The sequence below is a fragment of the Streptomyces caeni genome, assembly GCF_042678285.1.
GTDB classification, from domain to species: domain Bacteria; phylum Actinomycetota; class Actinomycetes; order Streptomycetales; family Streptomycetaceae; genus Streptomyces; species Streptomyces caeni.
Genome location: NZ_JBHUDX010000100.1, coordinates 31,973 through 54,662, shown reverse-complemented (window position 1 = coordinate 54,662; position 22,690 = coordinate 31,973). Strand labels below are relative to the sequence as shown.

Genomic DNA, 22,690 nt, shown 5'->3' with positions numbered 1-22,690 from the left:
ACGTCGGTACCGCTCACGGGGGATGAGGGAGGGGACATCATGGGGTCGGAGCACATCCGCCGCTGGGAGTCGGGCGCTCTCGCGCACGCCGTGTCGGACCCCTTCGGCCTGGGCCCCGTGCCCTGGCTCCGGGGAAGCGAAACGTACTTCGACGACACGGGCCACGTGGTCCCCTGGTACGTGGACCCGGCCCCGCCCCACGTCCCGGCCCAGGGTCCCGTCGGGGCGCGCATCCCGGCACCCCGCAGCAGCGGCCCGCGCTCCGCGGACGACGTCCACCGCCAGATCAAGGGCTTCACCTCCACCGGCGCGGTCGCCCCGGGGGAGGCCATCGACTTCCGCATCACGGTCGACCCGCCCCAGGAGTTCGCCGTCGACATCTACCGGATCGGGCACTACGCCGGCGACGGAGCAGCCAAGATCACCACCAGCCCCCGTCTCTCCGGCATCGTGCAGCCGCCCGCGCTCACCGCGGACCGGACGGTGTCCTGCCACCACTGGTGGCTCTCCTGGCGGCTGCAGATTCCGTCGTACTGGAATGTCGGCGCGTACGTCGCCGTCCTCACCACCGCCGACGGCTACCGCTCCCACGTGCCCTTCACGGTGCGCGACAGCCGCCCGGCGGACCTGCTCCTGCTGCTCCCGGACGTCACATGGCAGGCGTACAACCTGTACCCGGAGGACGGCCGTACCGGCGCCAGCCTGTACCACGCCTGGGACGAGCACGGCCGGCTGCTCGGCGAGGCCGACGCGGCCACCACGGTCTCCTTCGACCGCCCGTGCGCCGGCGCGGGACTGCCCCTGCACGTCGGTCACGCCTACGACGTCATCCGGTGGGCCGAGCGCTACGGCTACGACCTCGCCTACGCCGACGCGCGCGATCTGCACGCCGGCCGCGTCGACCCCACCCGCTACCGCGGCCTCGTCTTCCCGGGCCACGACGAGTACTGGTCGAGCGCGATGCGCCGCACCGTGGAACGCGCACGTGACCACGGCACCTCGCTCGTCTTCCTCTCCGCCAACACCATGTACTGGCAGGTGGAGCTGGGCCCGTCACCGTCCGGCATCCCCGACCGGCTGCTCACCTGCCGCAAGCGCCGAGGCCCCGGCAAGCCCGTGCTGTGGCGGGAGATCGACCGTCCCGAGCAGGAGCTGGTGGGCATCCAGTACGCGGGCCGGGTTCCCGAGCCCCACCCCCTGGTCGTCCGCAACGCCGACCACTGGCTGTGGGAGTCGGCGGGCGCCCACGAGGGCGACGAACTGGAGGGGATGGTCGCCGGAGAGGCGGATCGTTACTTCCCGCGCGCGCCGCTGCCCGAGCACCGGGGCCGCATTCTGCTCGCCCACTCCCCCTACCGGGACGGCGAGGGCGTCCTGCGCCACCAGGAGACCTCCCTCTACCGTGCCCCGTCAGGCGCGCTGGTCTTCGCGGCCGGAACGTTCGCCTGGTCTCCCGCGCTGGACCGCCCCGGCCACGTGGACACCCGTATCCAGCAGGCGACCGCGAACCTTCTGGACCGCATCTGCAAACGGGACTGAGTCCCGCCCGTACCGGCCCCCTGGATGGGCTCTCCGCCCGTATACGGGAGAATCGAGTCAACAGGAGAGAACGGCGGGGAGGAACCGTGTCCGGATTCGTCGAAAAGCCCGAGCCCGTCCAGGTGCCGGGTCTGGTGCATCTGCACACCGGAAAGGTGCGCGAGCTGTACCAGAACGAGGCGGGCGACCTCGTCATGGTCGCCAGTGACCGCACGTCGGCGTTCGACTGGGTGTTGCCGACCGAGATCCCGGACAAGGGCCGGATCCTCACCCAGCTCTCGCTGTGGTGGTTCGACCAGCTCTCCGACCTGGCCCCGAGCCATGTCCTGAGCACCGAGCTCCCGCCCGGCGCCCCCGCCGACTGGGCGGGCCGCACCCTGGTCTGCAAGTCGCTGCGGATGGTCCCGGTGGAGTGCGTGGCCCGCGGCTACCTCACCGGCTCCGGCCTTGCCGAGTACAAGGAGTCCCGTACCGTCTGCGGTCTCGCCCTGCCCGAGGGCCTGGTCGACGGGTCGGAGCTGCCCGCACCGATCTTCACCCCCGCCACCAAGGCCGCGGTCGGGGAGCACGACGAGAACGTCTCCTACGAGGAGGTCGCCCGCCAGGTCGGCTCCGAGACCGCCGCCCAGCTGCGGCAGGCCACCCTCGCCGTCTACGGCCGTGCCCGCGACATCGCCCGCGACCGCGGGATCATCCTCGCGGACACCAAGTTCGAGTTCGGCTACGACGGCGACACCCTCGTCCTCGCCGACGAGGTCCTCACCCCCGACTCCTCGCGCTTCTGGCCGGCCGAGCGGTGGCAGCCGGGCCGCCCGCAGCCGTCGTTCGACAAGCAGTTCGTACGGGACTGGCTCACCTCCCCCGCCTCCGGCTGGGACCGCACCAGCGAGCAGCCCCCGCCGCCGCTGCCGCAGGAGATCGTGGAGGCGACCCGGGCGAAGTACGTGGAGGCGTACGAGCGCCTGACCGGCCTCCGCTGGTCGTAGCCGCCACCGAGCGGGTCCGGCGACCCGCCGTCGAGGGATCGGCCCCGACGACCCGCCGTCGAAGGATCGGCCCCGACGACCCGCCGCCCTCACCCGGCACCCCGGACACCGCGCACGAAGAAGCCCCCCGGCCTGGGCCGGGGGGCTTCTTGCCACGAGCGGACGACGAGGCTCGAACTCGCGACCTCAACCTTGGCAAGGTTGCGCTCTACCAACTGAGCTACGTCCGCACTGCGCGCTGCGCGACAGCAACTATACCCAACCTCGCTCACCCGCGGGACGCACCGCCGCACGACGGTTCGCCGCCCCGTGCCCCGGGACGCCAGACGGGAGGTCGCCGCGTACGGTCCCGCGGCCGCGCGGCCCGCTCGGCGGGCCGCGCCACGGTCGCCCCGCCGACGGCGGATTCGCGTGACTCGGCTTTCCACGCGGCCGCTCCGTATGCCTCGGACGCAGAGAGCGGCGGCGGCCAACTCGGGTGCTCCGCGTCGGTTTCCGCGCGTACCGCACGGAGGGTCTCCGCGAGCCGCCGCGGCACGGACGCACTGCGGGACGAAGCTGCGGACACCCGCCGTCCTGCCCGGCTCCGGACGCGCCGGCCGCCCGTGCCGGTGACGACCGGAGCCCGCTTCCCCGGCAGTTCGGTGCGGGGCGATGTGGTCACCGTCACACCGGCGGCCCGGCGGTCGGCAGATGAGGATCCGGCACCCCCGTGCCGCCACGGTGCGCCCGCAACAGCATGGCGTCGGCGCCGCGTTGAGGGCAGGCGCATACGAGCAAGGGCCCCGGTCGACTGACTGGGGCCCTTGCTCTCTGGAGCGGACGACGAGGCTCGAACTCGCGACCTCAACCTTGGCAAGGTTGCGCTCTACCAACTGAGCTACGTCCGCATGGCTCCCGACCGGCTTTCACCGATCGGTGCGGGCACCAGCCTACCTGATCCTCCCCCAAGCTCTCGACAAGCCTGAGCAGGAGGGCTCCCATGAGCGGTCCGGCCGATGCCGTAGAGCGGGTGACAGGGATTGCACACTGCGCCTCCCCCTTGGAAAGGGGGTGTTCTACTACTGAACTACACCCGCGCGACTCCCGGGGTCTCGGCCTTTCGGTCTTGCCCCTCGGCGTGCTCCAGACTCTAGCTGATCACCAGGGGGGCTCCGCAAGTCGGTTGTGAGCGGGGCCCGGTGAGGTACTCGGTGCCGACGGAGCCGGTTGCCGGGCCCGGACCCGGCAACCGGCTCCGTCGGCCGCCGCACGCCTCAGTGCACCTCAGTGCGCCTGCGCGAACGCCTCGTACACCTTCTTCGGGATACGGCCCCGTGGCGGCACGTCCATCTGGTGGGAGCGTGCCCAGGCGCGGACCGCGGCCGGGTCGGGGGTCAGTGCCGTGTGCGTGTAGGCCTTCCCGGACTTGGCCTTCTTGCGGCCGGCCTCGACGTAGGGTGCCAGCGCCTTACGCAGTTTCTTGGCATTGGCTTGATTGAGGTCGATCTCGTACGACTTGCCGTCCAGTCCGAAGACGATCGTTTCCGCCGCTTCTGAGCCGTCGATGTCGTCAAAGAGAGTGACCACGACACGCTGCGCCACGAATATCGGTCCCTTCGTGCGGCACCTCCGTGATCACACCATGACGTGCGCAGACGCCCGGGGTATGTCGAGGAGATGTCGACTGTCCGGCAGTAATTGAGCAAAGTATCGGCTATTGCCTTTTCCTTTGTACAGTGCTCGGCATTGCATTGGGAAGCCCGGTTGAATACTTCCGCGTGTCCAGGTGCAATGGCCGCCCGTCGCTCTTCTGTGATTTTTCCGAGGATTTTCCGTGCGAGGCGCCCGCGCCGATGCCGGATCGTGATGACGGTCACGTAGGATGCTACGAATCTACGCGAGTAGAAAATCTGGCCGGGTAGTCTGAAGGAACCTGCTCAGCACCACACACCGGGAGTGCCAGTGGCACGCGTCGTAGTCGACGTCATGCTCAAGCCGGAGATCCTCGACCCCCAGGGCCAGGCGGTGCAGCGCGCACTGCCGCGGCTGGGTTTCGAAGGCATCTCCGACGTACGTCAGGGAAAGCGATTCGAACTCGAGGTGGACGGGCCGGTCGACGACGCCGCGCTCGCCCGCATCCATGATCTTGCGGAATCCTTCCTCGCCAACACCGTGATCGAGGACTTCACCGTCAAGGTGGAGGAAGTCGCGGAGGCCGCAAAGTGACCGCTCGTATTGGCGTCGTCACTTTCCCCGGCAGCCTGGACGACCGGGACACGCAGCGCGCGATCCGTCTCGCCGGCGCCGAACCCGTCGTGCTCTGGCACAAGGACAAGGACCTCAAGCAGGTCGACGCCGTGGTGCTGCCGGGCGGCTTCTCCTACGGCGACTATCTGCGCGCCGGCGCCATCTCACGCTTCTCGCCGGTGATGGAGACGGTCATCGAGCAGGCGAAGGCCGGCCTCCCCGTTCTCGGCATCTGCAACGGCTTCCAGATCCTCACCGAGGCCCACCTCCTCCCGGGCGGGATGCTCGGCAACAACCACCTCCACTTCATCTGCCGCGACCAGAAGCTGCGGGTGGAGAACGCGGAGACCACGTGGACCGCCGACTACACGGCCGGCCAGGAGATCCACATTCCGCTGAAGAACATGGACGGCCGGTATGTCGCCGACGAGTACACGCTCGACAAGCTGGAGGCCGAGAACCGGGTCGCCTTCCGCTACGTCGACTTCAACCCCAACGGCTCGCTCCGCGACATCGCCGGCATCACCAACGAGGCCGGTAACGTCGTGGGCCTCATGCCGCACCCCGAGCACGCCGTCGAGCCGCTGATCGGCACCGGCCGCACAGACGGCCTCCCGTTCTTCACCTCGATCCTCAAGAAGCTGGTCAACGCATGAGCCGGACGCCTCTGGACACGGTCGAGCACGCGGCCGCGACCCCCGACGTCGAGCTGCCCTGGGCCGAACTCGGCCTGAAGAAGGACGAGTACGAGCGGATCGTCGAGATCCTGGGCCGCCGCCCCACCGGCGCCGAGCTCGCCATGTACTCGGTCATGTGGTCCGAGCACTGCTCGTACAAGTCCTCCAAGGTCCACCTCCGCCAGTTCGGCGAGAAGGCGCCCCAGAACGACGCCCTGCTGGTCGGCATCGGCGAGAACGCCGGTGTCGTGGACGTCGGCCAGGGCTACGCCGTGACCTTCAAGGTCGAGTCGCACAACCACCCGTCGTACGTGGAGCCCTACCAGGGCGCCGCGACCGGCGTCGGCGGCATCGTGCGCGACATCATCGCGATGGGAGCCCGCCCGGTCGCCGTCGTGGACCCGCTGCGCTTCGGCGCCGCCGACCACCCCGACACCAAGCGCGTCCTGCCGGGCGTCGTCGCGGGCATCGGCGGCTACGGCAACTGCCTGGGCCTGCCCAATATCGGCGGCGAGGTCGTCTTCGACGCCTGCTACCAGGGCAACCCGCTGGTCAACGCCGGCTGCGTCGGTGTGATGCGGCACGAGGACATCCACCTGGCGAAGGCGTCCGGCGCGGGCAACAAGGTCGTCCTGTACGGCGCCCGCACGGGCGGCGACGGCATCGGAGGTGCCTCGATCCTCGCCTCCGAGACCTTCGACGACGCCAAGCCGTCCAAGCGCCCCGCCGTCCAGGTCGGCGACCCCTTCCAGGAGAAGCTCCTCATCGAGTGCACCCTGGAGGCGTTCCGGGAGAAGCTGGTCGTCGGCATCCAGGACCTGGGCGCGGCCGGTCTGTCGTGTGCCACCTCCGAGCTGGCCTCCAACGGCTCCGGCGGCATGCGGGTGACCCTGGACGACGTGCCCCTGCGCGACTCGACGCTCTCGCCGGAGGAGATCCTCATGAGCGAGTCGCAGGAAAGGATGTGCGCGGTCGTCGAACCGGAGAAGGTCGACCGGTTCCTGGAGATCTGCGAGAAGTGGGACGTCATCGCCACCGTGATCGGCGAGGTGACGGACGGGGACCGGCTGGAGATCTTCTGGCACGGCGGGAAGATCGTCGACGTCGACCCGCGGACGGTCGCGCACGAGGGCCCGGTGTACGAGCGTCCGTACGCCCGTCCGGAGTGGCAGGACGCCCTGCAGGCCGACGACGCGGACAAGCTCCCGCGCCCGCGGACCGGCGAGGAGCTGCGCGAGCAGGTCCTGAAGCTGGTCGGCTCCCCCAACCAGGCGTCCAAGCACTGGATCACCTCCCAGTACGACCGCTTCGTACAGGGCAACACGGTCCTCGCCCAGCCCGAGGACTCCGGGATGATCCGCATCGACGAGGAGTCGGGGCTCGGCGTCGCGCTGGCGACCGACGGCAACGGCCGGTACGCGAAGCTCGACCCGTACGCGGGCGCGCAGCTCGCGCTCGCCGAGGCGTACCGCAACGTGGCGACCACGGGGGCCAGGCCGCTCGCCGTGTCCGACTGCCTGAACTTCGGCTCGCCCGAGGACCCGGCCGTGATGTGGCAGTTCGCGGAGGCCGTGCGCGGGCTCGCGGACGGCTGCCTCCAGCTGGGCACCCCGGTGACCGGCGGCAACGTCTCCCTCTACAACCAGACCGGCCAGGCGGCCATCCACCCGACGCCCGTGGTCGCGGTACTGGGCGTCATCGACGACGTCGCCCGCCGTACGCCCGTCGCCTTCCAGGAGGAGGGCCAGTTGCTCTACCTCCTCGGCGACACGCGTGAGGAGTTCGGCGGTTCGGCCTGGTCGCAGGTGATCCACGACCACCTCGGCGGTCTGCCGCCGAAGGTGGACCTGGAGCGCGAGCGGCTGCTGGCCGAGATCCTCATCTCGGCCTCCCGCGACGGGATGATCGACTCGGCCCACGACCTGTCCGACGGCGGTCTGATCCAGGCCGTGGTGGAGTCGGCGCTGCTCGGCGGCAAGGGCGCGCGGCTGGTCGTGCCGGACGGGCTCGACGCCTTCACCTTCCTCTTCTCCGAGTCGGCCGGCCGCGCGATCGTGGCCGTGCCGCGCTCCGAGGAGGTCCGCTTCAACGACATGTGCGGCGCGCGGGGCCTGCCCGCCACCCGCATCGGTGTCGTGGACGGTGCCACGGTCGAGGTGCAGGGCGAGTTCGAGCTGTCCCTGGAGGAACTGCGCGAGGCGCACGAGGGGACCATCCCGGCGCTGCTCGCGTGACCGCACCGCAAGCGGCGGCGGATACGTCGGTGAAGGCCCCGCCCGGTTCGCCGGGCGGGGCCTTCCTCCAGCGGGCGCGGCGTCCGGCGGCCCCGGCGCCGGCCTGGTCGGAAACGGCCTGAACCGCTGCGCCGTGACGGCATAGGCTCGTCCCATGCCCCCGGCGAAGAAGCGCGCGCGTACCTATGACTCCGCCACGATCCGTTCCGCGGTCCTCACCCAGTTCGGGAATGTGCGGAAGGCGGTGGGCACCCTCACCTCCGAGCAGCTCGCGCGCCCCTCGCGGCTCGGGGAGTGGACCGTGCGGGAGCTGGCCGCGCACATGACCATGGCCGTGGAGACCGTCAGCCGCAACCTCGACCGGGAGGAGCCGCCGAAGCCGCAGCTCGCTCTCCTGGAGTGGCCCTTCGTCACCGCCGTCCGCGCCGCCGACATCGCCGAGGACACGCGCGGGCTCGCGGCGGACAACCCGGACCTCGGCGCCCTGTACGCCCGCACCGAGGAGCGGCTCAGCGAGCGCCTGGCCACCGCTTCGGGGACCCGGGTGGTCGCCGCCCTCCCCCAAGCTCTCGGCTGTGCTCGAGCAGGGGGGACCCCCATCGGTGCCATGACCCTTGCCGACTACCTGGTCACCCGCACCGTCGAACTCGTCGTCCACACCGACGACCTGAACACCGCCGTCCCGGGGCTCGACATCCCGTACGACCGCCAGGCCCTCGCCGCCTGCACCCGGCTGCTCGCCGACGCGCTCGTAGTGAAGGCGCCCGGTGCCTCGACGGAGGTGCGCATCCCGCCGTACGCGGTCGTGCAGTGCGTCGAGGGCCCCCGCCACACCCGGGGCACCCCGCCGAACGTCGTCGAGACCGACCCGCTGACCTGGATCCGGCTGGCGACCGGCCGCACGGACTGGCACTCCGCCCTCGCCGACGCCAAGGTCGGCGCGAGCGGTGAACGAGCCGACCTCAGCGGACTGCTGCCCCTCATGGCGTGACGGCCGAGGCTCTTCCCGGCTGACCGTGCAGAAGACCTGGGATCGGCAGATCCGTCCCACTCACGCTGTCGGAAGGGCCTCGTCTCGGCCTCCGGCCGCGGGACGGACATGCCCGTCGTCCCCGGGCGACAGCCGCAGCCGTCCGCCTCCCGGCGTGACGGCCGCGGTGCCCGGTGTGACCTCCCTGGGCGGTGCCCGGTGTGACCTCCCTGGGCGGTGCCCGGTGTGACCTCCCTGGGCGGTGCCCGGTGTGACCTCCCTGGGCGGTGCCCGGCGTGACCCCCCTGGGCGGTGCCCGGCCTGACGGCCGCGGTGCCCGGCGTGACCTCCCGGGCGGCACCCGGCCCGGGAACCGCACCGGGAACCGCCCCGTACCCCCACCCGTCCCACCTCCATGGACAAGCACCGACTGACCCTCACCGTCCTGACGCTCCTCCCGCTCGCCGTGGCCTGCGGAACGCAGACGGGCCCCGGTGGCGGCAGCGGCTCCGTCGGCCCGGCCCCTGGCACCCCGGCCGTCACGGGCGTCCACTGGCGCGTCGACAGCCTCACCAGCGGCGGCGCCACCAAGGCCGCCCCCACCGGTGCCTACCTCCAGATCGACGACCACGGGCAGGCCCACGGCAACTACGGCTGCAACAGTTTCGGTGCCTTTGCCGCGGTCCGGGGCGACCGCATCGACTTCGGCCCCGCGCAGTCCACCGAGATGGCGTGCGAGAAGGCCCCGATGGCGTTCGAGGCGGCCTTCTCCCGCGCACTCGCCGGACGTTCCCTCACCGCGGCCGTCGAACGGGACCGGCTGACGCTCACCACCGAGGACGGCGACCGGGTGCGCCTCACCGAGGAGAGCGACGCGCCGCTGTACGGCACGCGCTGGCAGGTGACATCGATGGTCGACGGCGGCGTCGCCTCCTCACTGCCCGCCGCGGCGGCCGGCAAGGCGTGGTTCGTCCTCGACGCGAAGGCCGGCACGGCGTCCGGCAGCCTGGGCTGCAACCGGTTCACGGCGAAGGCGACGGTACGCGACGGTCATCTCACCCTGGGCGCTCCCCGTACCACCCGCAGGATGTGCGACGGCTCACTCGTGGACGCCGAGAGGTCGCTGGGTACGCTCTTCGACGGGGCCCTCGCCTACCGGATCGACCACCGCGGCATCTCGCTGACCAGCGAAAACGGCAAGGGAGTCAGCGCGGTCGCGGAGCAGTGACCCCGGAGGGCCGCCCATCCGGGGTGCCGTACGGGCCGGTTGACGGGATTCGGACCAGTGCGCGATCTCGCCTACACTCGGTGGCGTGCCACGTGGTGACGGTCGACTCAATCACGATCTGCTCCCCGGCGAGAAAGGCCCCCAGGACGCGTGTGGCGTCTTCGGTGTCTGGGCTCCGGGTGAAGAGGTCGCAAAGCTCACGTACTTCGGGCTGTACGCCCTCCAGCATCGGGGCCAGGAATCCGCGGGCATCGCGGTCAGCAACGGCTCCCAGATCCTCGTCTTCAAGGACATGGGCCTGGTCTCGCAGGTCTTCGACGAGACCTCGCTCGGCTCCCTCCAGGGTCACATCGCGGTCGGCCACGCCCGCTACTCGACCACAGGGGCCTCCGTCTGGGAGAACGCCCAGCCGACGTTCCGCGCCACGGCGCACGGCTCCATAGCGCTCGGCCACAACGGCAACCTGGTCAACACGGCGCAGCTCGCCGAGATGGTCGCCGACCTTCCCAAGGAGAACGGCCGCGCCCCGCAGGTGGCCGCCACCAACGACACCGACCTCATCACCGCCCTCCTCGCCGGCCAGCACGGCGAGGACGGCAGGCCGCTGACCGTCGAGGAGGCGGCCGTCACAGTGCTGCCGCAGGTCAAGGGCGCCTTCTCACTCGTCTTCATGGACGAGGGCACGCTCTATGCCGCCCGCGACCCGCAGGGTATCCGCCCGCTGGTCCTCGGGCGCCTGGAGCGCGGCTGGGTCGTCGCCTCCGAGACCGCCGCCCTCGACATCACCAGCGCCAGCTTCGTGCGCGAGATCGAGCCGGGCGAGTTCATCGCCATAGACGAGAACGGCCTGCGGACATCCCGGTTCGCGGAAGCGAAGCCGCGCGGCTGTGTCTTCGAGTATGTGTACCTGGCCCGCCCCGACACCGACATCGCCGGGCGGAACGTCTACCTCTCGCGGGTGGAGATGGGCCGTCGCCTCGCCAAGGAGGCGCCCGTCGAGGCCGACCTGGTCATACCGACGCCCGAGTCCGGCACGCCCGCCGCGATCGGCTACGCGGAGGCCTCCGGCATCCCGTTCGGCGCGGGCCTGGTGAAGAACGCGTATGTCGGCCGCACGTTCATCCAGCCCTCGCAGACCATCCGCCAGCTCGGCATCCGCCTGAAGCTGAACCCGCTGAAGGAAGTCATCAAGGGCAAGCGCCTGGTCGTCGTGGACGACTCCATCGTCCGCGGCAACACACAGCGGGCCCTGGTGCGGATGCTGCGCGAGGCGGGTGCCTCGGAGGTGCACATCCGGATCTCCTCCCCGCCGGTGAAGTGGCCCTGCTTCTTCGGCATCGACTTCGCCACCCGTGCCGAGCTGATCGCCAACGGCATGAGCATCGAGGAGATCGGCACCTCGCTGGGCGCCGACTCCCTGGCGTACATCTCCATCGACGGCATGATCGAGGCGACCACCATCGCCAAGCCCGACCTGTGCCGCGCCTGTTTCGACGGCGAGTACCCGATGGAACTGCCCGATCCGGAGCTGCTGGGCAAGCAGCTGCTGGAGACCGAGCTCGCGGCCGGTCCGGCCGCCACGGCCGCGACCGACGCGATCCGCCGCCCGTAGACGGCCCGTAAGACCCGCCGTACGACACGAAAGTTTTCAGCCATGCCTGAGACCACAGGTGCCAGCTACGCAGCCGCGGGCGTCGACATCGAAGCGGGCGACCGCGCCGTCGAGCTGATGAAGGAGTGGGTGAAGAAGACGCAGCGCCCCGAGGTCCTCGGCGGCCTCGGCGGCTTCGCCGGCCTCTTCGACGCCTCCGCCCTGAAGCGCTTCGAGCGTCCGCTGCTCGCCTCCGCCACCGACGGCGTGGGCACGAAGGTCGACATCGCACGCCGGATGGGCGTCTACGACACCATCGGCCACGACCTGGTGGCCATGGTCATGGACGACATCGTGGTGTGCGGCGCCGAGCCGCTGTTCATGACCGACTACATCTGCGTCGGCAAGGTCCACCCCGAGCGTGTCGCCGCGATGGTGAAGGGCATCGCGGAGGGCTGTGTGCTGGCCGGCTGCGCCCTGGTGGGCGGTGAGACGGCCGAGCACCCGGGCCTCCTCGGTCCGGACGACTTCGACGTCGCCGGCGCCGGTACGGGCGTCGTGGAGGCCGACCGGCTGCTCGGCGCGGAACGCATCCGCGAGGGCGACGCGGTGATCGCCATGGCGGCCTCCGGACTTCACTCGAACGGGTACTCCCTCGTCCGGCACGTCCTCCTCGACCGGGCGAAGCTCGATCTCGACCGGCACATCGAGGATTTCGGCCGCACTCTCGGCGAGGAGCTGCTGGAGCCCACGAAGATCTACTCCCTGGACTGCCTGGCCCTGATCCGCACCGCCGAGGTGCACGCGTTCAGCCACATCACGGGCGGCGGACTCGCGGCCAACCTGGCCCGGGTGATCCCGGACGACCTGCACGCGGTCGTCGACCGCTCCACCTGGACCCCCGCACCGGTGTTCGAGCTCGTCGGGAGGACCGGCGATGTCGAGCGGCTGGAGCTGGAGAAGACCCTGAACATGGGCGTCGGCATGATCGCCGTCGTGCCCGACGAGTCGGCGGAGGTCGCGCTCGCCGCCCTCGCCGACCGCGGCGTCCATGCCTGGGTCGCCGGCGAGATCACCGCCCGCGGCGACCGCGGTACGGGTGCGGCACTGGTCGGTGACTACGCGAGCTGAGCCCTCGCGGACAGCACAGAAGCCGGTCCGTGGCCAGGGCCACGGACCGGGTGAAAGCTCAGCGCAAGGTCAAGCGCCGCGACGGTGCTGCGAGGACTGGTCGTCCTCGTCCTCCTCGTCGTCCTCGTAGAGGTCGGCGTACCGTGCGTACAGGTCGTCGTCCTGCTCATCGTCCTCGAACCGGTCGCCGTTCGGCGACGTGTTCGACGTCGATGCGCCCAGCTCCTCGGCCAGGCGTGAGAGGTCCGTCCCACCGCTGTTGTACTTCAGCTGGCGGGCGACCTTCGTCTGCTTGGCCTTGGCCCGGCCGCGCCCCATGGCTCGACCCCCTCAACGACGGGGCTCAACGGCCCCAGAGTCTGACACGCGTTCATGATCCGGAACGGACTCTCCGTAGAGAGGCCGGTCCGTAGGGCTTCCACGGTACCTGAGCCCGCGCCCATACGGTACGTCGCCCGCAGGACGGGCGTGTGCCCAAGACCGTCGAGGCGCCCCGTCCTCGCTGGTCACGGCCGATTTTAACCACTTATTGGCGGACGACCCGCCGATAAGAGTGAGAGTTCTCTCTAACTGCCCATCGGCGGGTACCGGTCAAACCCGGGGGCCGGACCGGGAAGGATCAGCGTCCGCGTGCCTCCGCCATCCGCTGTTCGGCGATCCGGTCGGCCGCGGCGGCCGGCGGAATACCGTCCTCCTTCGCACGTGCGAATATGGCCAGCGTGGTGTCGAAGATCTTCGCCGCCTTCGCCTTGCAGCGCTCGAAGTCGAAGCCGTGCAGCTCGTCGGCGACCTGGATGACGCCGCCCGCGTTGACGACGTAGTCCGGCGCGTACAGGATCCCGCGGTCGGCGAGGTCCTTCTCCACGCCCGGGTGCGCGAGCTGGTTGTTGGCCGCGCCGCACACGACCGAGGCCGTCAGCACCGGCACGGAGTCGTCGTTCAGCGCCCCACCCAGCGCGCACGGGGCGTAGATGTCCAGCGCCCCGAGGGGATGGCCGCCCCGGATCAGGGCGTCGGTGTCGGAGGCCACGGCGACCTCGGGGTGCGCGTCGGTGACCCGGCGCACGGCGTCCGGCCGCACGTCCGTGATCACGACCCGGGCACCGTCCTCCAGCAGGTGCTCGACCAGGTAGTGCCCGACCTTGCCGACGCCCGCGACACCGACCGTGCGGCCGCGCAGGGTCGGGTCGCCCCACAGGTGCTGGGCCGAGGCCCGCATGCCCTGGAAGACGCCGAACGCGGTCAGGACGGAGGAGTCGCCCGCGCCGCCGTTCTCCGGCGAGCGGCCGGTGGTCCACGGGCACACCCGCGCCACGATGTCCATGTCGGCCACATAGGTGCCGACATCGCACGCGGTGACGTAGCGCCCGCCCAGCGAGGCCACGAAACGGCCGTACGCCAGCAGCAGCTCCTCGGTCTTGATCCGCTCGGGGTCACCGATGATCACGGCCTTGCCGCCGCCGTGGTCGAGCCCGGCCATGGCGTTCTTGTACGACATCCCGCGCGCGAGGTTCAGCGCGTCGGCGACGGCCGCCTCCTCGGTCGCGTACGGATAGAAGCGCGTACCGCCGAGGGCGGGGCCCAGGGCGGTGGAGTGGATCGCGATGACGGCCTTGAGGCCACTGGCCCGGTCCTGGCAGAGCACGACCTGCTCATGGCCTCCCTGATCCGAGCGGAACAGGGTGTGCAGGACGCCGTCGGTTACGTCGGTCACTGTGGTGACTCCCGGTGGTGTAGCGGCGATTGACGGGCGGGTCCCGTGCGGGTGGCGGGGCCCGTGGGCATGAGCGTAGAGCGTGAGCGCGCCGGCCAGCCGCGCAGTGCCCGGGAACACCCTCCCTCGGAGTACGCCGGGGCGGGTTCGTGGGACGATTTGCAGTGGTTTTCCACCCCGCCCGGGCCCTGCTCGGACGGGTTTCGGGTCCGGTCCGATGGGGAGGGAGCAGGCGTGCCCAAGGTGTCCTCGGTGATCGTCCCGTACGCGTCCTACTTGCGCGTGTACGAGCCGCTGGCCGCCTTCCCCGAGCCGGAACGCGACCACTGGGCGCGCTACGCGCGGCGCCCCGACCGTCCCTCGTACCAGGACGAACTGCGCCGGTCCCTGGCGGACTTGCTGCCCACCCCGCCGGTCCCGGTGCCGGTGCACGAGAGCAGCGACGCCTTCGTCACCGAGGTCGACGCGGTGCTGTACGTCTGCCCCTGGCGCACCCGGCTGCGCGGCTGGCAGGCGCTGGGGGAGCTCGCGGAGGAACTGCCGGCGCCGGTCCTGGACGCGGTGCTGCCGCCCGTCGTGCGCCGCCAGGCCGCCCAGGACTACGAGCGCTGGCTCGCCGGCAACCCGGATGCCCGCCCGTGGATCCGCACCGCGACCTGGCAGGTGCCGCTGAACTGGTTCGTGCTGGTCTCGGACGCCGAACGGCGCTATGACAAGGGCTCCGGCGAGGTTCCCCCGATGCTGCGCTACCGCACACCCATGGTGCAGGCGCGGCGCCGCACCGCGCGAGCGCTGCGGACGCTGCGGGAGACGATCGACGAGGGGCCGCTCATCGACGGCCTGGTGGACGTGGGGCGCTGGCTGGAGGAGTTCCATCCGCGGTCGCTGGTCGAGCTGGACTACGGCGGGCTCGTCCATGTCCTGCCGGCCGCGGAGCTGGACGGGGACCATTCCGCGGCGGACGTCGCCGAGGGCATCGAGGCCCTGCGCCAGGGGGACGGGGCGGCGGCCGGGGAGGCCTACGGGCGGCTGGTGGAGCGCTGGCGGGCCGTACGGGACCGCCGGTCGGCGAACTGAGCCCGGGGCTCGGGCGAACCAGTGCACGAATTGTGACCCGCGTGACATAGTGAAGTGACGACCCTTGGCCCATGGTTGACCTGTCACAGGTCCTACGGGGGACGTAGGGCTCGATCCGGGCTTATGCCGTCAAGCGTGACGGACGGCACTTACATGGACCTTGCGTCGTACGACCCTCCTCGTGCCAAAATAGGACAAGGAGCCCGGCAAGTGCTCTCTCCATCCATCTATGGGTGGAGAGTCGGCATTTACCGGCTTTGGGGGGTCTGACGCCTCCTGATCGCGCTGTGACTGATCGTCACAGTGGCGTGACTGTCCGTTATGGCATGGTCCATCGGCTTCCGTCGCTGATGAACACCTGGGAGGGCAATTCCATCGGTTTGGCCGACGCGGCTGGACAGATGGTGTAGTTGTAGTGCCGAGGACAAGCCGTTCGTCCTATAACCGACTCGACTCGCGTCCGCCATTTCGGGCAACGCGGGTCAAGGTGCAGAATTTAGAGGAAAGAACCGAGAAGGTTCGGTTCTCCCGAGGAGGCCGCTCAGGACCGCTCGCACCCCTGATGCCGAGCCGCTGCTGACCCCGGCTGAGGTCGCCACCATGTTCCGCGTCGACCCGAAGACGGTCACGCGGTGGGCGAAGGCCGGCAAGCTCACGTCGATCCGTACCCTCGGCGGACACCGCCGCTATCGCGAGGCCGAGGTCCGCGCCCTGCTCGCGGGCATCCCGCAGCAGCGCAGCGAGGCCTGAACAACCGCATAGCCGGGCACACCGGCAGGTTCCCCCAATCTGCCGCGACGCCCGGACAACAGCTCCATGCGACGCGGGTCCTGCCCCAACAGGATCCTCGCCCGGGCTCATCAGAGGCACGACAAGGGTGCGTCGTCGATCGCGCTGGACTCCGCCGGGTCCAGCGCGATCTTTTTTGTGCCTCGGTCTGTGAGCGGGGGCCGGTCTGTGAGCGGCCTTGTCGGAGTCTGGGGAGGGGTGTCGGATCTCAGGTGCGCGACTTCGTACCGGAAGTGCAATTGCACATATTAAATTGACTGGTTGTAGGGGGGCGGTAAGTGAGGCACTCTTCGAAACTTCTATGGTGACACCCGTCACACCGCAGGATGCTTGTTGGGCGAGCGGGGCCTTTGCTAGAGGAACACGCCGGTGCGGGGCGGGTGTTGGGCGGACGTACGTCCACGAGTGCCCACCCGGAGGCGGTGCGAACCTTCCGGACCGCTACGTCACGCGGCGGAGGGACTGTCGTCCTCGGAGGGCGTCTCGGCGCGCTCCTCGCCGGGCTGCTGGGAAGGCTCCATGGCCAGACGCAGGAGCTGGCGGCAGACCGGACAGTGCCGGGTCAGATGTCGGTACCCGGAAGCGGCCGACAGATGGGCACGGAGCAGAGCACGCGTCTCGTGCCGAGCGGACGCCGCCATACGCCACCTCCCCGGGACCGGACAGTCGCTGCCCTGAATTACGGGGTACCGGCGGAATGTGACGCCGTCAAGACGCCCCGAAACGCATACGCCACCGGGCCGGGCCCCGGCTCGCCCCGGCGAGGGGGTCTTGACGGGGCCGCTGGTGCGGGCGGCGTCCAGGGGGACACCGGTTGTGGGACGGCCGGCGCCGCCGCCCGGCGCGTGTGCCGGTGTGCGGCGCGTGTGCCGGCGTGCGGCGGCCGTGCGGCGCCGGGACCCGGGACCCGGCCCGCGCCTTCGGCCGGTCCGGATCGCCAAAGGCGCGTGCTGTGTTCGAGGGGCCGAGCGGATCGCGGTGCCCGGCCGCCGTCCGGCGCCGCCGGGTGGTGTTCGATGCCGGGTGCCGGCGTATGCGAAAAGCCCCGCGTCGCGAGGACGAGGGGCTCCTTTGGGGCGGTCCTGACGGGATTTGAACCCGCGGCCTCCACCTTGACAGGGTGGCGAGCACTCCAAACTGCTCCACAGGACCTGGTGTCGCCGCGCCCGCCCGCGGACCCGATGACCGGCACTGCGTGCGATGCGCTGCGAGAAGAGACTGTACAGGAGGGTGAGCGCCTGGTCGAACTCACCCGGCGTGAACGGGCCGTCACGGAACCGCGGCGTCGATCGCCTTCACGATGCGCTTGTCGGAGACCGGGTAGGCGGTGCCCAGCGCGTGCGCGAAGTAGCTGACGCGCAGCTCCTCGATCATCCAGCGGATGTCCAGCACCGGCGCGGGAACGGGCCGTCCCTGCGGCAGCTGCTCCAGCAGCCACGCGTATTCGTCCCGCATCTCGTGCACCTTCGCCATGCGCGTCGTGTCCCGCTGGACGTTCGTCGGCATCTGCTGCAGACGGCGGTCGGCGGCGACCAGATAGCGCATCAGGTCCGGCAGTCGCCGTACGCCCGCCTCCGTGACGAAGCCGGGCTTCACGAGGGCGTCAAGCTGCGCCCGTACGTCCGCCAGGTTCGGCAGCAGTGCCGGGCTCCGTACCGCCTTCAGACGGCGCTCGCACGCCTGCCACGCGGCCAGCACCTGCTGCACCTGCCCGACCGTGCGGACCGTCGTGTCGACGATCTCCGCGCGCACCCTGTCGTACAGCTTCCGGTACGACTCCTCGTCCCAGGCCGGTCCACCCAGGTCCCCGATCAGCTTGTCCGCGGCCGCCGTCGCGCAGTCGTCGAACAGGGCCTGGATCGAGCCGTGCGGGCTCGCGGAGAGGGCGAGCTTCTGGGCGTTCGTCAGCTTCTCGGACGCGAACTTCGCCGGGTTCACCGGGATGTTCCGCAGGATCAGCCGCCGTGTGCCCTTCCACATCGCCTGTGCCTGCTCCTCCTCCGTGTCGAAGAGGCGTACGGAGACGGTGTCGCCGTCGTCTACCAGCGCCGGGTACGCCTTGACCGGCTGGCCGGCGCGCCGGGTCTCGAAGACGCGGGTGAGCGAGCCGATCGTCCAGTCCGTGAGGCCCGTACGCTCCAGGGACTGCCCGCCCCGCCGCTCGGCGGTGGCCGCCGCGGCCTGCGAGAGGGCCTTGCGCGCCTTCGGCCTCAGCCGCAGCTTCAGCGCCTCGATGTCCTTGTCCTCGGCGAGCCTGCGGCGCCGTTCGTCCACGATCCGGAAAGTGATCTTGAGGTGGTCGGGGACCTTGGACCAGTCGAAGTCCTCCGGCCCGAACGGCACGCCGACCATGCGCCTCAGCTCCCGGGCCATGGTCACGGCCAGCGGCTCCTGAAGGGGGACCGACTTCTCCAGGAACGCCGTCGCGTAGTTGGGCGCCGGGACGTAGTTGCGGCGGATCGGCTTGGGCAGGGAGCGGATCAGCTCAGTGACCAGCTCCTCCCGCAGGCCCGGGATCTGCCAGTCGAAGCCCTCGTCCGTGACCTGGTTGAGGACCTGCAGAGGGATGTGGACGGTCACGCCGTCCGCGTCCGCGCCCGGTTCGAACTGGTAGGTGACCTTGAACTTGAGGCGGCCCTGGCGCCAGGTGTCGGGGTAGTCGTCCTTGGTGACCGCTCCCGCCTTCTCGTTGATGAGCATCTCGCGCTCGAAGTCGAGATGGTCGGGCTGCTCCTGCCGCTTGCGCTTCCACCAGGAGTCGAAGTGCGCACCCGACACGACGTGCTCGGGCACCCGCTGGTCGTAGAAGTCGAACAGCGTCTCGTCGTCGACCAGGATGTCGCGGCGCCGGGCGCGGTGCTCCAGCTCCTCGACCTCGGTCAGGAGCCTGCGGTTGTCGGCGAAGAACTTGTGGTGGGTGCGCCAGTCGCCCTCGACGAGCGCGTTGCGGATGAACAGCTCGCGGCTCGTCTCCGGGTCGATGCGGCCGTAGTTCACCTTCCGCTGGGCGACGATCGGGACGCCGTACAGCGTGACCTTCTCGTACGCCATCACGGCCGCCTGGTCCTTCTCCCAGTGCGGTTCGCTGTACGTCCGCTTGAGGAGGTGCCCGGCGAGCGGCTCCACCCACTCCGGCTCGATCTTCGCGTTGACCCGGGCCCAGAGCCGGGAGGTCTCGACGAGTTCGGCGGACATCACGAAGCGCGGGGGCTTCTTGAAGAGGACCGAGCCGGGGAAGATCGCAAACTTGGCGTTGCGGGCGCCGAGGTACTCGCCCCGTCCGCCGCCGTCCCTGCGCGCGCCGGGGCCGGAGTCCCTGGACTCCTTCACGTCCTTCATCCCGATGTGCGACAGCAGGCCGGCGAGGAGTGAGACGTGGATGCGGTCGGCCGGGGCGTCCTGCTCGTTGAGGTGGATGCCCATCTGCTTGGCGACGGTCCGCAGCTGCGCGTAGATGTCCTGCCATTCGCGGATGCGCAGGAAGTTCAGGAACTCCTGCTTGCACATCCGGCGGAACGACGACGAGCCCCGCTCCTTCTGCTGCTCGCGGATGTAGCGCCACAGGTTGAGGTAGGCGAGGAAGTCGCTGGACTCGTCCTTGAAGCGGGCGTGCAGCTGGTCGGCCTGGGTCTGCTTGTCGGCGGGGCGCTCGCGCGGGTCCTGGATGGACAACGCGGCGGCGATCACCATGACCTCGCGGACGCAGCCGTTGCGGTCCGCCTCCAGGACCATGCGCGCGAGCCGGGGGTCGACCGGCAGCTGGGCGAGCTTGCGGCCGGTGTCGGTCAGGCGCTTGCGCGGGTCCTTCTGGGCCGGGTCCAGCGCGCCCAGTTCCTGCAGGAGCTGGACGCCGTCGCGGATGTTGCGGTGGTCCGGCGGGTCGATGAAGGGGAACTTCTCGATGTCGCCGAGGCCGGCCGCGGTCATCTGGAGGATGACGGAGGCGAGATTGGTGCGGAGGATCTCGGCGTCGGTGAACTCGGGGCGGGCGGTGAAGTCCTCTTCCGAGTACAGGCGGATGCAGATGCCGTCGCTGGTGCGGCCGCAGCGGCCCTTGCGCTGGTTGGCGCTCGCCTGCGAGACCGGTTCGATGGGCAGGCGCTGGACCTTGGTGCGGTGGCTGTAGCGGGAGATGCGGGCGAAGCCGGGGTCGATGACGTACTTGATGCCCGGAACGGTGAGCGAGGTCTCCGCCACGTTGGTGGCCAGCACGATCCTGCGGCCCGAGTGCGGCTGGAAGACGCGGTGCTGCTCGGCGTGGGAGAGCCGGGCGTACAGCGGAAGGATCTCCGTGCCCTGCCAACGGGCGCCTCCGGCGCGGGTGTCCTGCCTCCTGCTGAGCGCGTCCGCGGTGTCGCGGATCTCGCGTTCTCCGGAGAGGAAGACCAGGATGTCGCCCCGGCCCTCGGCCATCAGCTCCTCCACGGCGTCCGTGATCGCCGTGATCTGGTCGCGGTCGGGGTCCTCGCCCCCCGAATCGGACACAGCCTCTTCGAGGAGGGGGCGGTAGCGGACCTCCACCGGATACGTGCGGCCGCTGACCTCGATGATCGGCGCGTCGCCGAAGTGGCGTGAGAAGCGCTCCGGGTCGATGGTCGCCGAGGTGATGACGACTTTGAGGTCCGGGCGCCGGGGCAGCAGCTGGGCGAGGTAACCGAGCAGGAAGTCGATGTTGAGGGACCGCTCGTGGGCCTCGTCGATGATGATCGTGTCGTAGGCGCGCAGCTCGCGGTCCGTCTGGATCTCGGCGAGCAGGATGCCGTCCGTCATGAGCTTGATGAAGGTGGCGTCCTGGTTCACCTGGTCGGTGAAGCGGACCTTCCAGCCGACGGCCTCACCGAGCGGGGTGTCGAGCTCCTCGGCGACGCGTTCGGCGACGGTGCGGGCGGCGATGCGGCGGGGCTGGGTGTGGCCGATCATGCCGCGGACACCGCGGCCTTGCTCCAGGCAGATCTTGGGGATCTGCGTGGTCTTGCCGGAGCCGGTCTCGCCGGCCACGATCACGACCTGGTGGTCGCGTATGGCGTCGGCGATCTCGTCCCTCTTCTGGCTGACGGGAAGCTGCTCCGGGTAGGTGACGGAGGGCACACGGGCGGTGCGCGCGGCGATCCTGTCCTCGGCCTTGGCGACCTCCGCCTCGATCTCGGCGAGTACGGCGGCCCGGGCCTCGGGCTTGCGGATCTTGCGCGCGCCTTCGAGCCTGCGGCCGAGGCGGTGCGCGTCGCGCAGGGACAGCTCGGTCAGGCGGGTGGCGAGGGTGCCGAGAGCGGGGGCAGGATGCGTAGACATACGCGGTCCAGGATCTCACCTCGGTGAAATGCGTGGCTAACGATTTGCCCGCGGCGGTTCGGCCCCGGGTGTGGTGCGCGCCACCCCCGTCCCGCGCCGGCTCAGCGGCCGTCCGGATGCCGTGGTGCCGGGGGTGCGCGAGTGGCTCGCGGCTCGGCCGTCGAGGGCCCGATCACAACGAAAGCCCCGTCCCGGAGGGGCGAGGCCTTCGAGGCGGTGGCTGGGGCCGGGGCCGAACCGGCGACCTTCCGCCTTCCAGGTGAGGTCCGACGCCGACCGCCGCTGTTCGCGCCTGTTGGCGTCAGCCGTTGGTGCCAGCCGCTCCATGCGGTCTTGACGAGCGTTGCCGCGTTCACCCTGCGTTCCGAATGCGGTCTTCTTCCTCAACGTGAAACTTCTATCTGATGCGGCTCGCCTTGCAACCGCTGCTCTCTCCGCCCGCGGTATCCGACGGCTCCACGCGCACCCGCCTGCCGTCTCCACCTTCGCCGCCCTGGCCGGTTGATCACTGGCGTATCCTCCGGATGCCCGCGCGCAGGGCAGACCGAGGGGGCGTTGGTGAGTGATTCCTGGAGAGCCGGTTCGGAGACCAGGCGCGGGGACCGGGTGGACGAGGAGCCGGGAGGGACGCCGTTCCCAGAGAACGCGAGCGGTGCGCCCGACAGCGGGACCGGGCCGTGGCGCATGCTGTCGTGCCTGGGGGTCGTCGTGATCGTCCTGGCAATGCCAGCCGGAGGGATCGTCTGGCTGTTCCGGGATGAACTGTTCCACCCGTTCGGCGACGTCCGAGCATGCGAGGGAAGCGACATGCAGTTGCCGGGCGTGATCCGAGCCGGGGGCGCATCGATCCCAGCCGGTGCCCACGACATCCACTACTTCACCCGGAACGGCAGCGCTGAGGTCACCTTCATGAGCGGCCAGATACCGGACTACCTCCACCGCGCGGGCATCCTCCCGGACGGCGAGCCCCTGTTCGACGAGAAGTACGGCAGTAAAGCGGTCGCCGACGATGAGATCGATCTCCCGGACGGTCTGTGCGGCTCCCCCCTGCGGGGCCCCGTCTGGATCTACCACTCCACAAGCGCCACCGGTTCCAGCGTCAACGTCATGGTCGAGCGCTCTCCCACGGTCAACGACAACTTCCGCTCGCCGGCCCGCGTCGTGGTCACCTACAAACTCCCCTGACGCGCACGGTGGAAAATTGCCGGTCTGCTGATCAGCCCTCCCGCCGACCAG

17 protein-coding genes and 4 tRNA genes are annotated in these 22,690 nt (G+C 70.3%); 12 read left to right on the top strand and 9 right to left on the bottom strand.

The window, feature by feature from the left end:
* The first annotated feature begins 39 nt into the window (after window positions 1-39).
* Both ACFSL4_RS32255 and ACFSL4_RS32250 read left to right on the top strand, forming a co-directional pair.
* Window positions 40-1,539 carry a N,N-dimethylformamidase beta subunit family domain-containing protein gene (locus ACFSL4_RS32255; RefSeq protein ID WP_381090882.1) on the top strand — a complete coding sequence of 500 codons (1,500 nt, stop codon included), beginning with the start codon at window positions 40-42 and terminating at the stop codon, window positions 1,537-1,539.
* A gap of 86 nt (window positions 1,540-1,625) precedes the next feature.
* Window positions 1,626-2,525: a phosphoribosylaminoimidazolesuccinocarboxamide synthase gene (locus ACFSL4_RS32250; RefSeq protein ID WP_381090880.1), complete on the top strand. Its 900-nt coding sequence runs from the start codon at window positions 1,626-1,628 to the stop codon at window positions 2,523-2,525.
* Between the two features lie 157 nt (window positions 2,526-2,682).
* On the opposite strand, the gene ACFSL4_RS32245 is transcribed toward ACFSL4_RS32250, so the two are convergent.
* The 4 genes from ACFSL4_RS32245 to ACFSL4_RS32230 form a co-directional block, all read right to left on the bottom strand.
* Window positions 2,683-2,755: transfer RNA gene (locus ACFSL4_RS32245), tRNA-Gly, on the bottom strand.
* Window positions 2,756-3,339: 584 nt separating this feature from the next.
* Window positions 3,340-3,415: transfer RNA gene (locus ACFSL4_RS32240), tRNA-Gly, on the bottom strand.
* Window positions 3,416-3,532: 117 nt separating this feature from the next.
* Window positions 3,533-3,604: transfer RNA gene (locus tag ACFSL4_RS32235), tRNA-Gly, on the bottom strand.
* Window positions 3,605-3,791: 187 nt separating this feature from the next.
* Window positions 3,792-4,109 carry a histone-like nucleoid-structuring protein Lsr2 gene (locus tag ACFSL4_RS32230; protein WP_381090877.1) on the bottom strand — a complete coding sequence of 106 codons (318 nt, stop codon included), beginning with the start codon at window positions 4,107-4,109 and terminating at the stop codon, window positions 3,792-3,794.
* Window positions 4,110-4,469: 360 nt separating this feature from the next.
* Here ACFSL4_RS32230 and purS point away from each other — a divergent pair, with 360 nt between their 5' ends.
* The 7 genes from purS to purM all read left to right on the top strand — a co-directional run bounded on the left by purS (window position 4,470) and on the right by purM (window position 12,585).
* A complete protein-coding gene (purS, locus tag ACFSL4_RS32225) occupies window positions 4,470-4,733 on the top strand; it encodes a phosphoribosylformylglycinamidine synthase subunit PurS (protein ID WP_019982969.1) in 264 nt (87 codons plus the stop codon).
* Window positions 4,730-5,410 carry a phosphoribosylformylglycinamidine synthase subunit PurQ gene (purQ, locus tag ACFSL4_RS32220; protein ID WP_381090873.1) on the top strand — a complete coding sequence of 227 codons (681 nt, stop codon included), beginning with the start codon at window positions 4,730-4,732 and terminating at the stop codon, window positions 5,408-5,410. Before purS ends, purQ begins: the two co-directional genes overlap by 4 nt.
* A complete protein-coding gene (gene purL, locus ACFSL4_RS32215; RefSeq protein ID WP_381090870.1) occupies window positions 5,407-7,665 on the top strand; it encodes a phosphoribosylformylglycinamidine synthase subunit PurL in 2,259 nt (752 codons plus the stop codon). Before purQ ends, purL begins: the two co-directional genes overlap by 4 nt.
* Window positions 7,666-7,819: 154 nt before the next feature.
* Window positions 7,820-8,656, top strand: coding sequence for a maleylpyruvate isomerase family mycothiol-dependent enzyme (locus tag ACFSL4_RS32210; protein ID WP_381090867.1), 837 nt, complete (start codon window positions 7,820-7,822; stop codon window positions 8,654-8,656).
* Window positions 8,657-9,050: 394 nt separating this feature from the next.
* The gene (locus ACFSL4_RS32205; protein ID WP_381090864.1) at window positions 9,051-9,863 is read left to right on the top strand and encodes an META domain-containing protein; all 813 of its coding nucleotides are present in this window, start codon (window positions 9,051-9,053) and stop codon (window positions 9,861-9,863) included.
* Between the two features lie 85 nt (window positions 9,864-9,948).
* Window positions 9,949-11,475: an amidophosphoribosyltransferase gene (gene purF / locus ACFSL4_RS32200; protein WP_381090861.1), complete on the top strand. Its 1,527-nt coding sequence runs from the start codon at window positions 9,949-9,951 to the stop codon at window positions 11,473-11,475.
* Between the two features lie 42 nt (window positions 11,476-11,517).
* Window positions 11,518-12,585, top strand: a complete 1,068-nt coding sequence (purM, locus tag ACFSL4_RS32195) for a phosphoribosylformylglycinamidine cyclo-ligase (protein WP_381090858.1) — start codon at window positions 11,518-11,520, stop codon at window positions 12,583-12,585.
* Window positions 12,586-12,654: 69 nt separating this feature from the next.
* Here the strand turns inward: purM and ACFSL4_RS32190 are convergent, their stop codons facing one another.
* The gene (locus ACFSL4_RS32190) at window positions 12,655-12,903 is read right to left on the bottom strand and encodes a DUF3073 domain-containing protein (RefSeq protein WP_381090855.1); all 249 of its coding nucleotides are present in this window, start codon (window positions 12,901-12,903) and stop codon (window positions 12,655-12,657) included.
* A 301-nt stretch (window positions 12,904-13,204) separates the two neighbouring features.
* Window positions 13,205-14,299 (bottom strand): Leu/Phe/Val dehydrogenase, encoded by a 1,095-nt coding sequence (locus ACFSL4_RS32185; RefSeq protein ID WP_381090852.1) that lies wholly within the window; start codon window positions 14,297-14,299, stop codon window positions 13,205-13,207.
* A 234-nt stretch (window positions 14,300-14,533) separates the two neighbouring features.
* Here ACFSL4_RS32185 and ACFSL4_RS32180 point away from each other — a divergent pair, with 234 nt between their 5' ends.
* Window positions 14,534-15,376, top strand: a complete 843-nt coding sequence (locus ACFSL4_RS32180) for a DUF8083 family protein (RefSeq protein WP_381090850.1) — start codon at window positions 14,534-14,536, stop codon at window positions 15,374-15,376.
* Window positions 15,377-15,949: 573 nt separating this feature from the next.
* Window positions 15,950-16,126: a BldC family transcriptional regulator gene (locus ACFSL4_RS32175; RefSeq protein ID WP_381090892.1), complete on the top strand. Its 177-nt coding sequence runs from the start codon at window positions 15,950-15,952 to the stop codon at window positions 16,124-16,126.
* A 485-nt stretch (window positions 16,127-16,611) separates the two neighbouring features.
* Here ACFSL4_RS32175 and ACFSL4_RS32170 read toward each other — a convergent pair whose 3' ends face one another.
* The 3 genes from ACFSL4_RS32170 to hrpA form a co-directional block, all read right to left on the bottom strand.
* Window positions 16,612-16,806: a DUF6274 family protein gene (locus ACFSL4_RS32170; RefSeq protein ID WP_381090847.1), complete on the bottom strand. Its 195-nt coding sequence runs from the start codon at window positions 16,804-16,806 to the stop codon at window positions 16,612-16,614.
* A 436-nt stretch (window positions 16,807-17,242) separates the two neighbouring features.
* Window positions 17,243-17,317, bottom strand: a tRNA-Asp gene (locus ACFSL4_RS32165).
* A gap of 117 nt (window positions 17,318-17,434) precedes the next feature.
* On the bottom strand, window positions 17,435-21,454 hold the full coding sequence (gene hrpA / locus ACFSL4_RS32160; protein ID WP_381090844.1) for an ATP-dependent RNA helicase HrpA: 4,020 nt from the start codon (window positions 21,452-21,454) through the stop codon (window positions 17,435-17,437).
* 723 nt (window positions 21,455-22,177) lie between these two features.
* Here hrpA and ACFSL4_RS32155 point away from each other — a divergent pair.
* Complete coding sequence (locus ACFSL4_RS32155; protein WP_381090841.1) at window positions 22,178-22,639, top strand: hypothetical protein; 462 nt, start codon at window positions 22,178-22,180, stop codon at window positions 22,637-22,639.
* Window positions 22,640-22,690 lie beyond the last annotated feature (51 nt).

Coding starts and splice junctions, on each gene's coding strand:
- ACFSL4_RS32255 (WP_381090882.1), top strand. CDS start 40: ATGGGGTCGGAGCACATCCGCCGCTGGGAGTCGGGCGCTCTCGCGCAC.
- purL (WP_381090870.1), top strand. CDS start 5,407: ATGAGCCGGACGCCTCTGGACACGGTCGAGCACGCGGCCGCGACCCCC.
- ACFSL4_RS32210 (WP_381090867.1), top strand. CDS start 7,820: ATGCCCCCGGCGAAGAAGCGCGCGCGTACCTATGACTCCGCCACGATC.
- ACFSL4_RS32205 (WP_381090864.1), top strand. CDS start 9,051: ATGGACAAGCACCGACTGACCCTCACCGTCCTGACGCTCCTCCCGCTC.
- purM (WP_381090858.1), top strand. CDS start 11,518: ATGCCTGAGACCACAGGTGCCAGCTACGCAGCCGCGGGCGTCGACATC.
- ACFSL4_RS32190 (WP_381090855.1), bottom strand. CDS start 12,903: ATGGGGCGCGGCCGGGCCAAGGCCAAGCAGACGAAGGTCGCCCGCCAG.
- ACFSL4_RS32170 (WP_381090847.1), bottom strand. CDS start 16,806: ATGGCGGCGTCCGCTCGGCACGAGACGCGTGCTCTGCTCCGTGCCCAT.
- hrpA (WP_381090844.1), bottom strand. CDS start 21,454: ATGTCTACGCATCCTGCCCCCGCTCTCGGCACCCTCGCCACCCGCCTG.
- ACFSL4_RS32155 (WP_381090841.1), top strand. CDS start 22,178: ATGCCAGCCGGAGGGATCGTCTGGCTGTTCCGGGATGAACTGTTCCAC.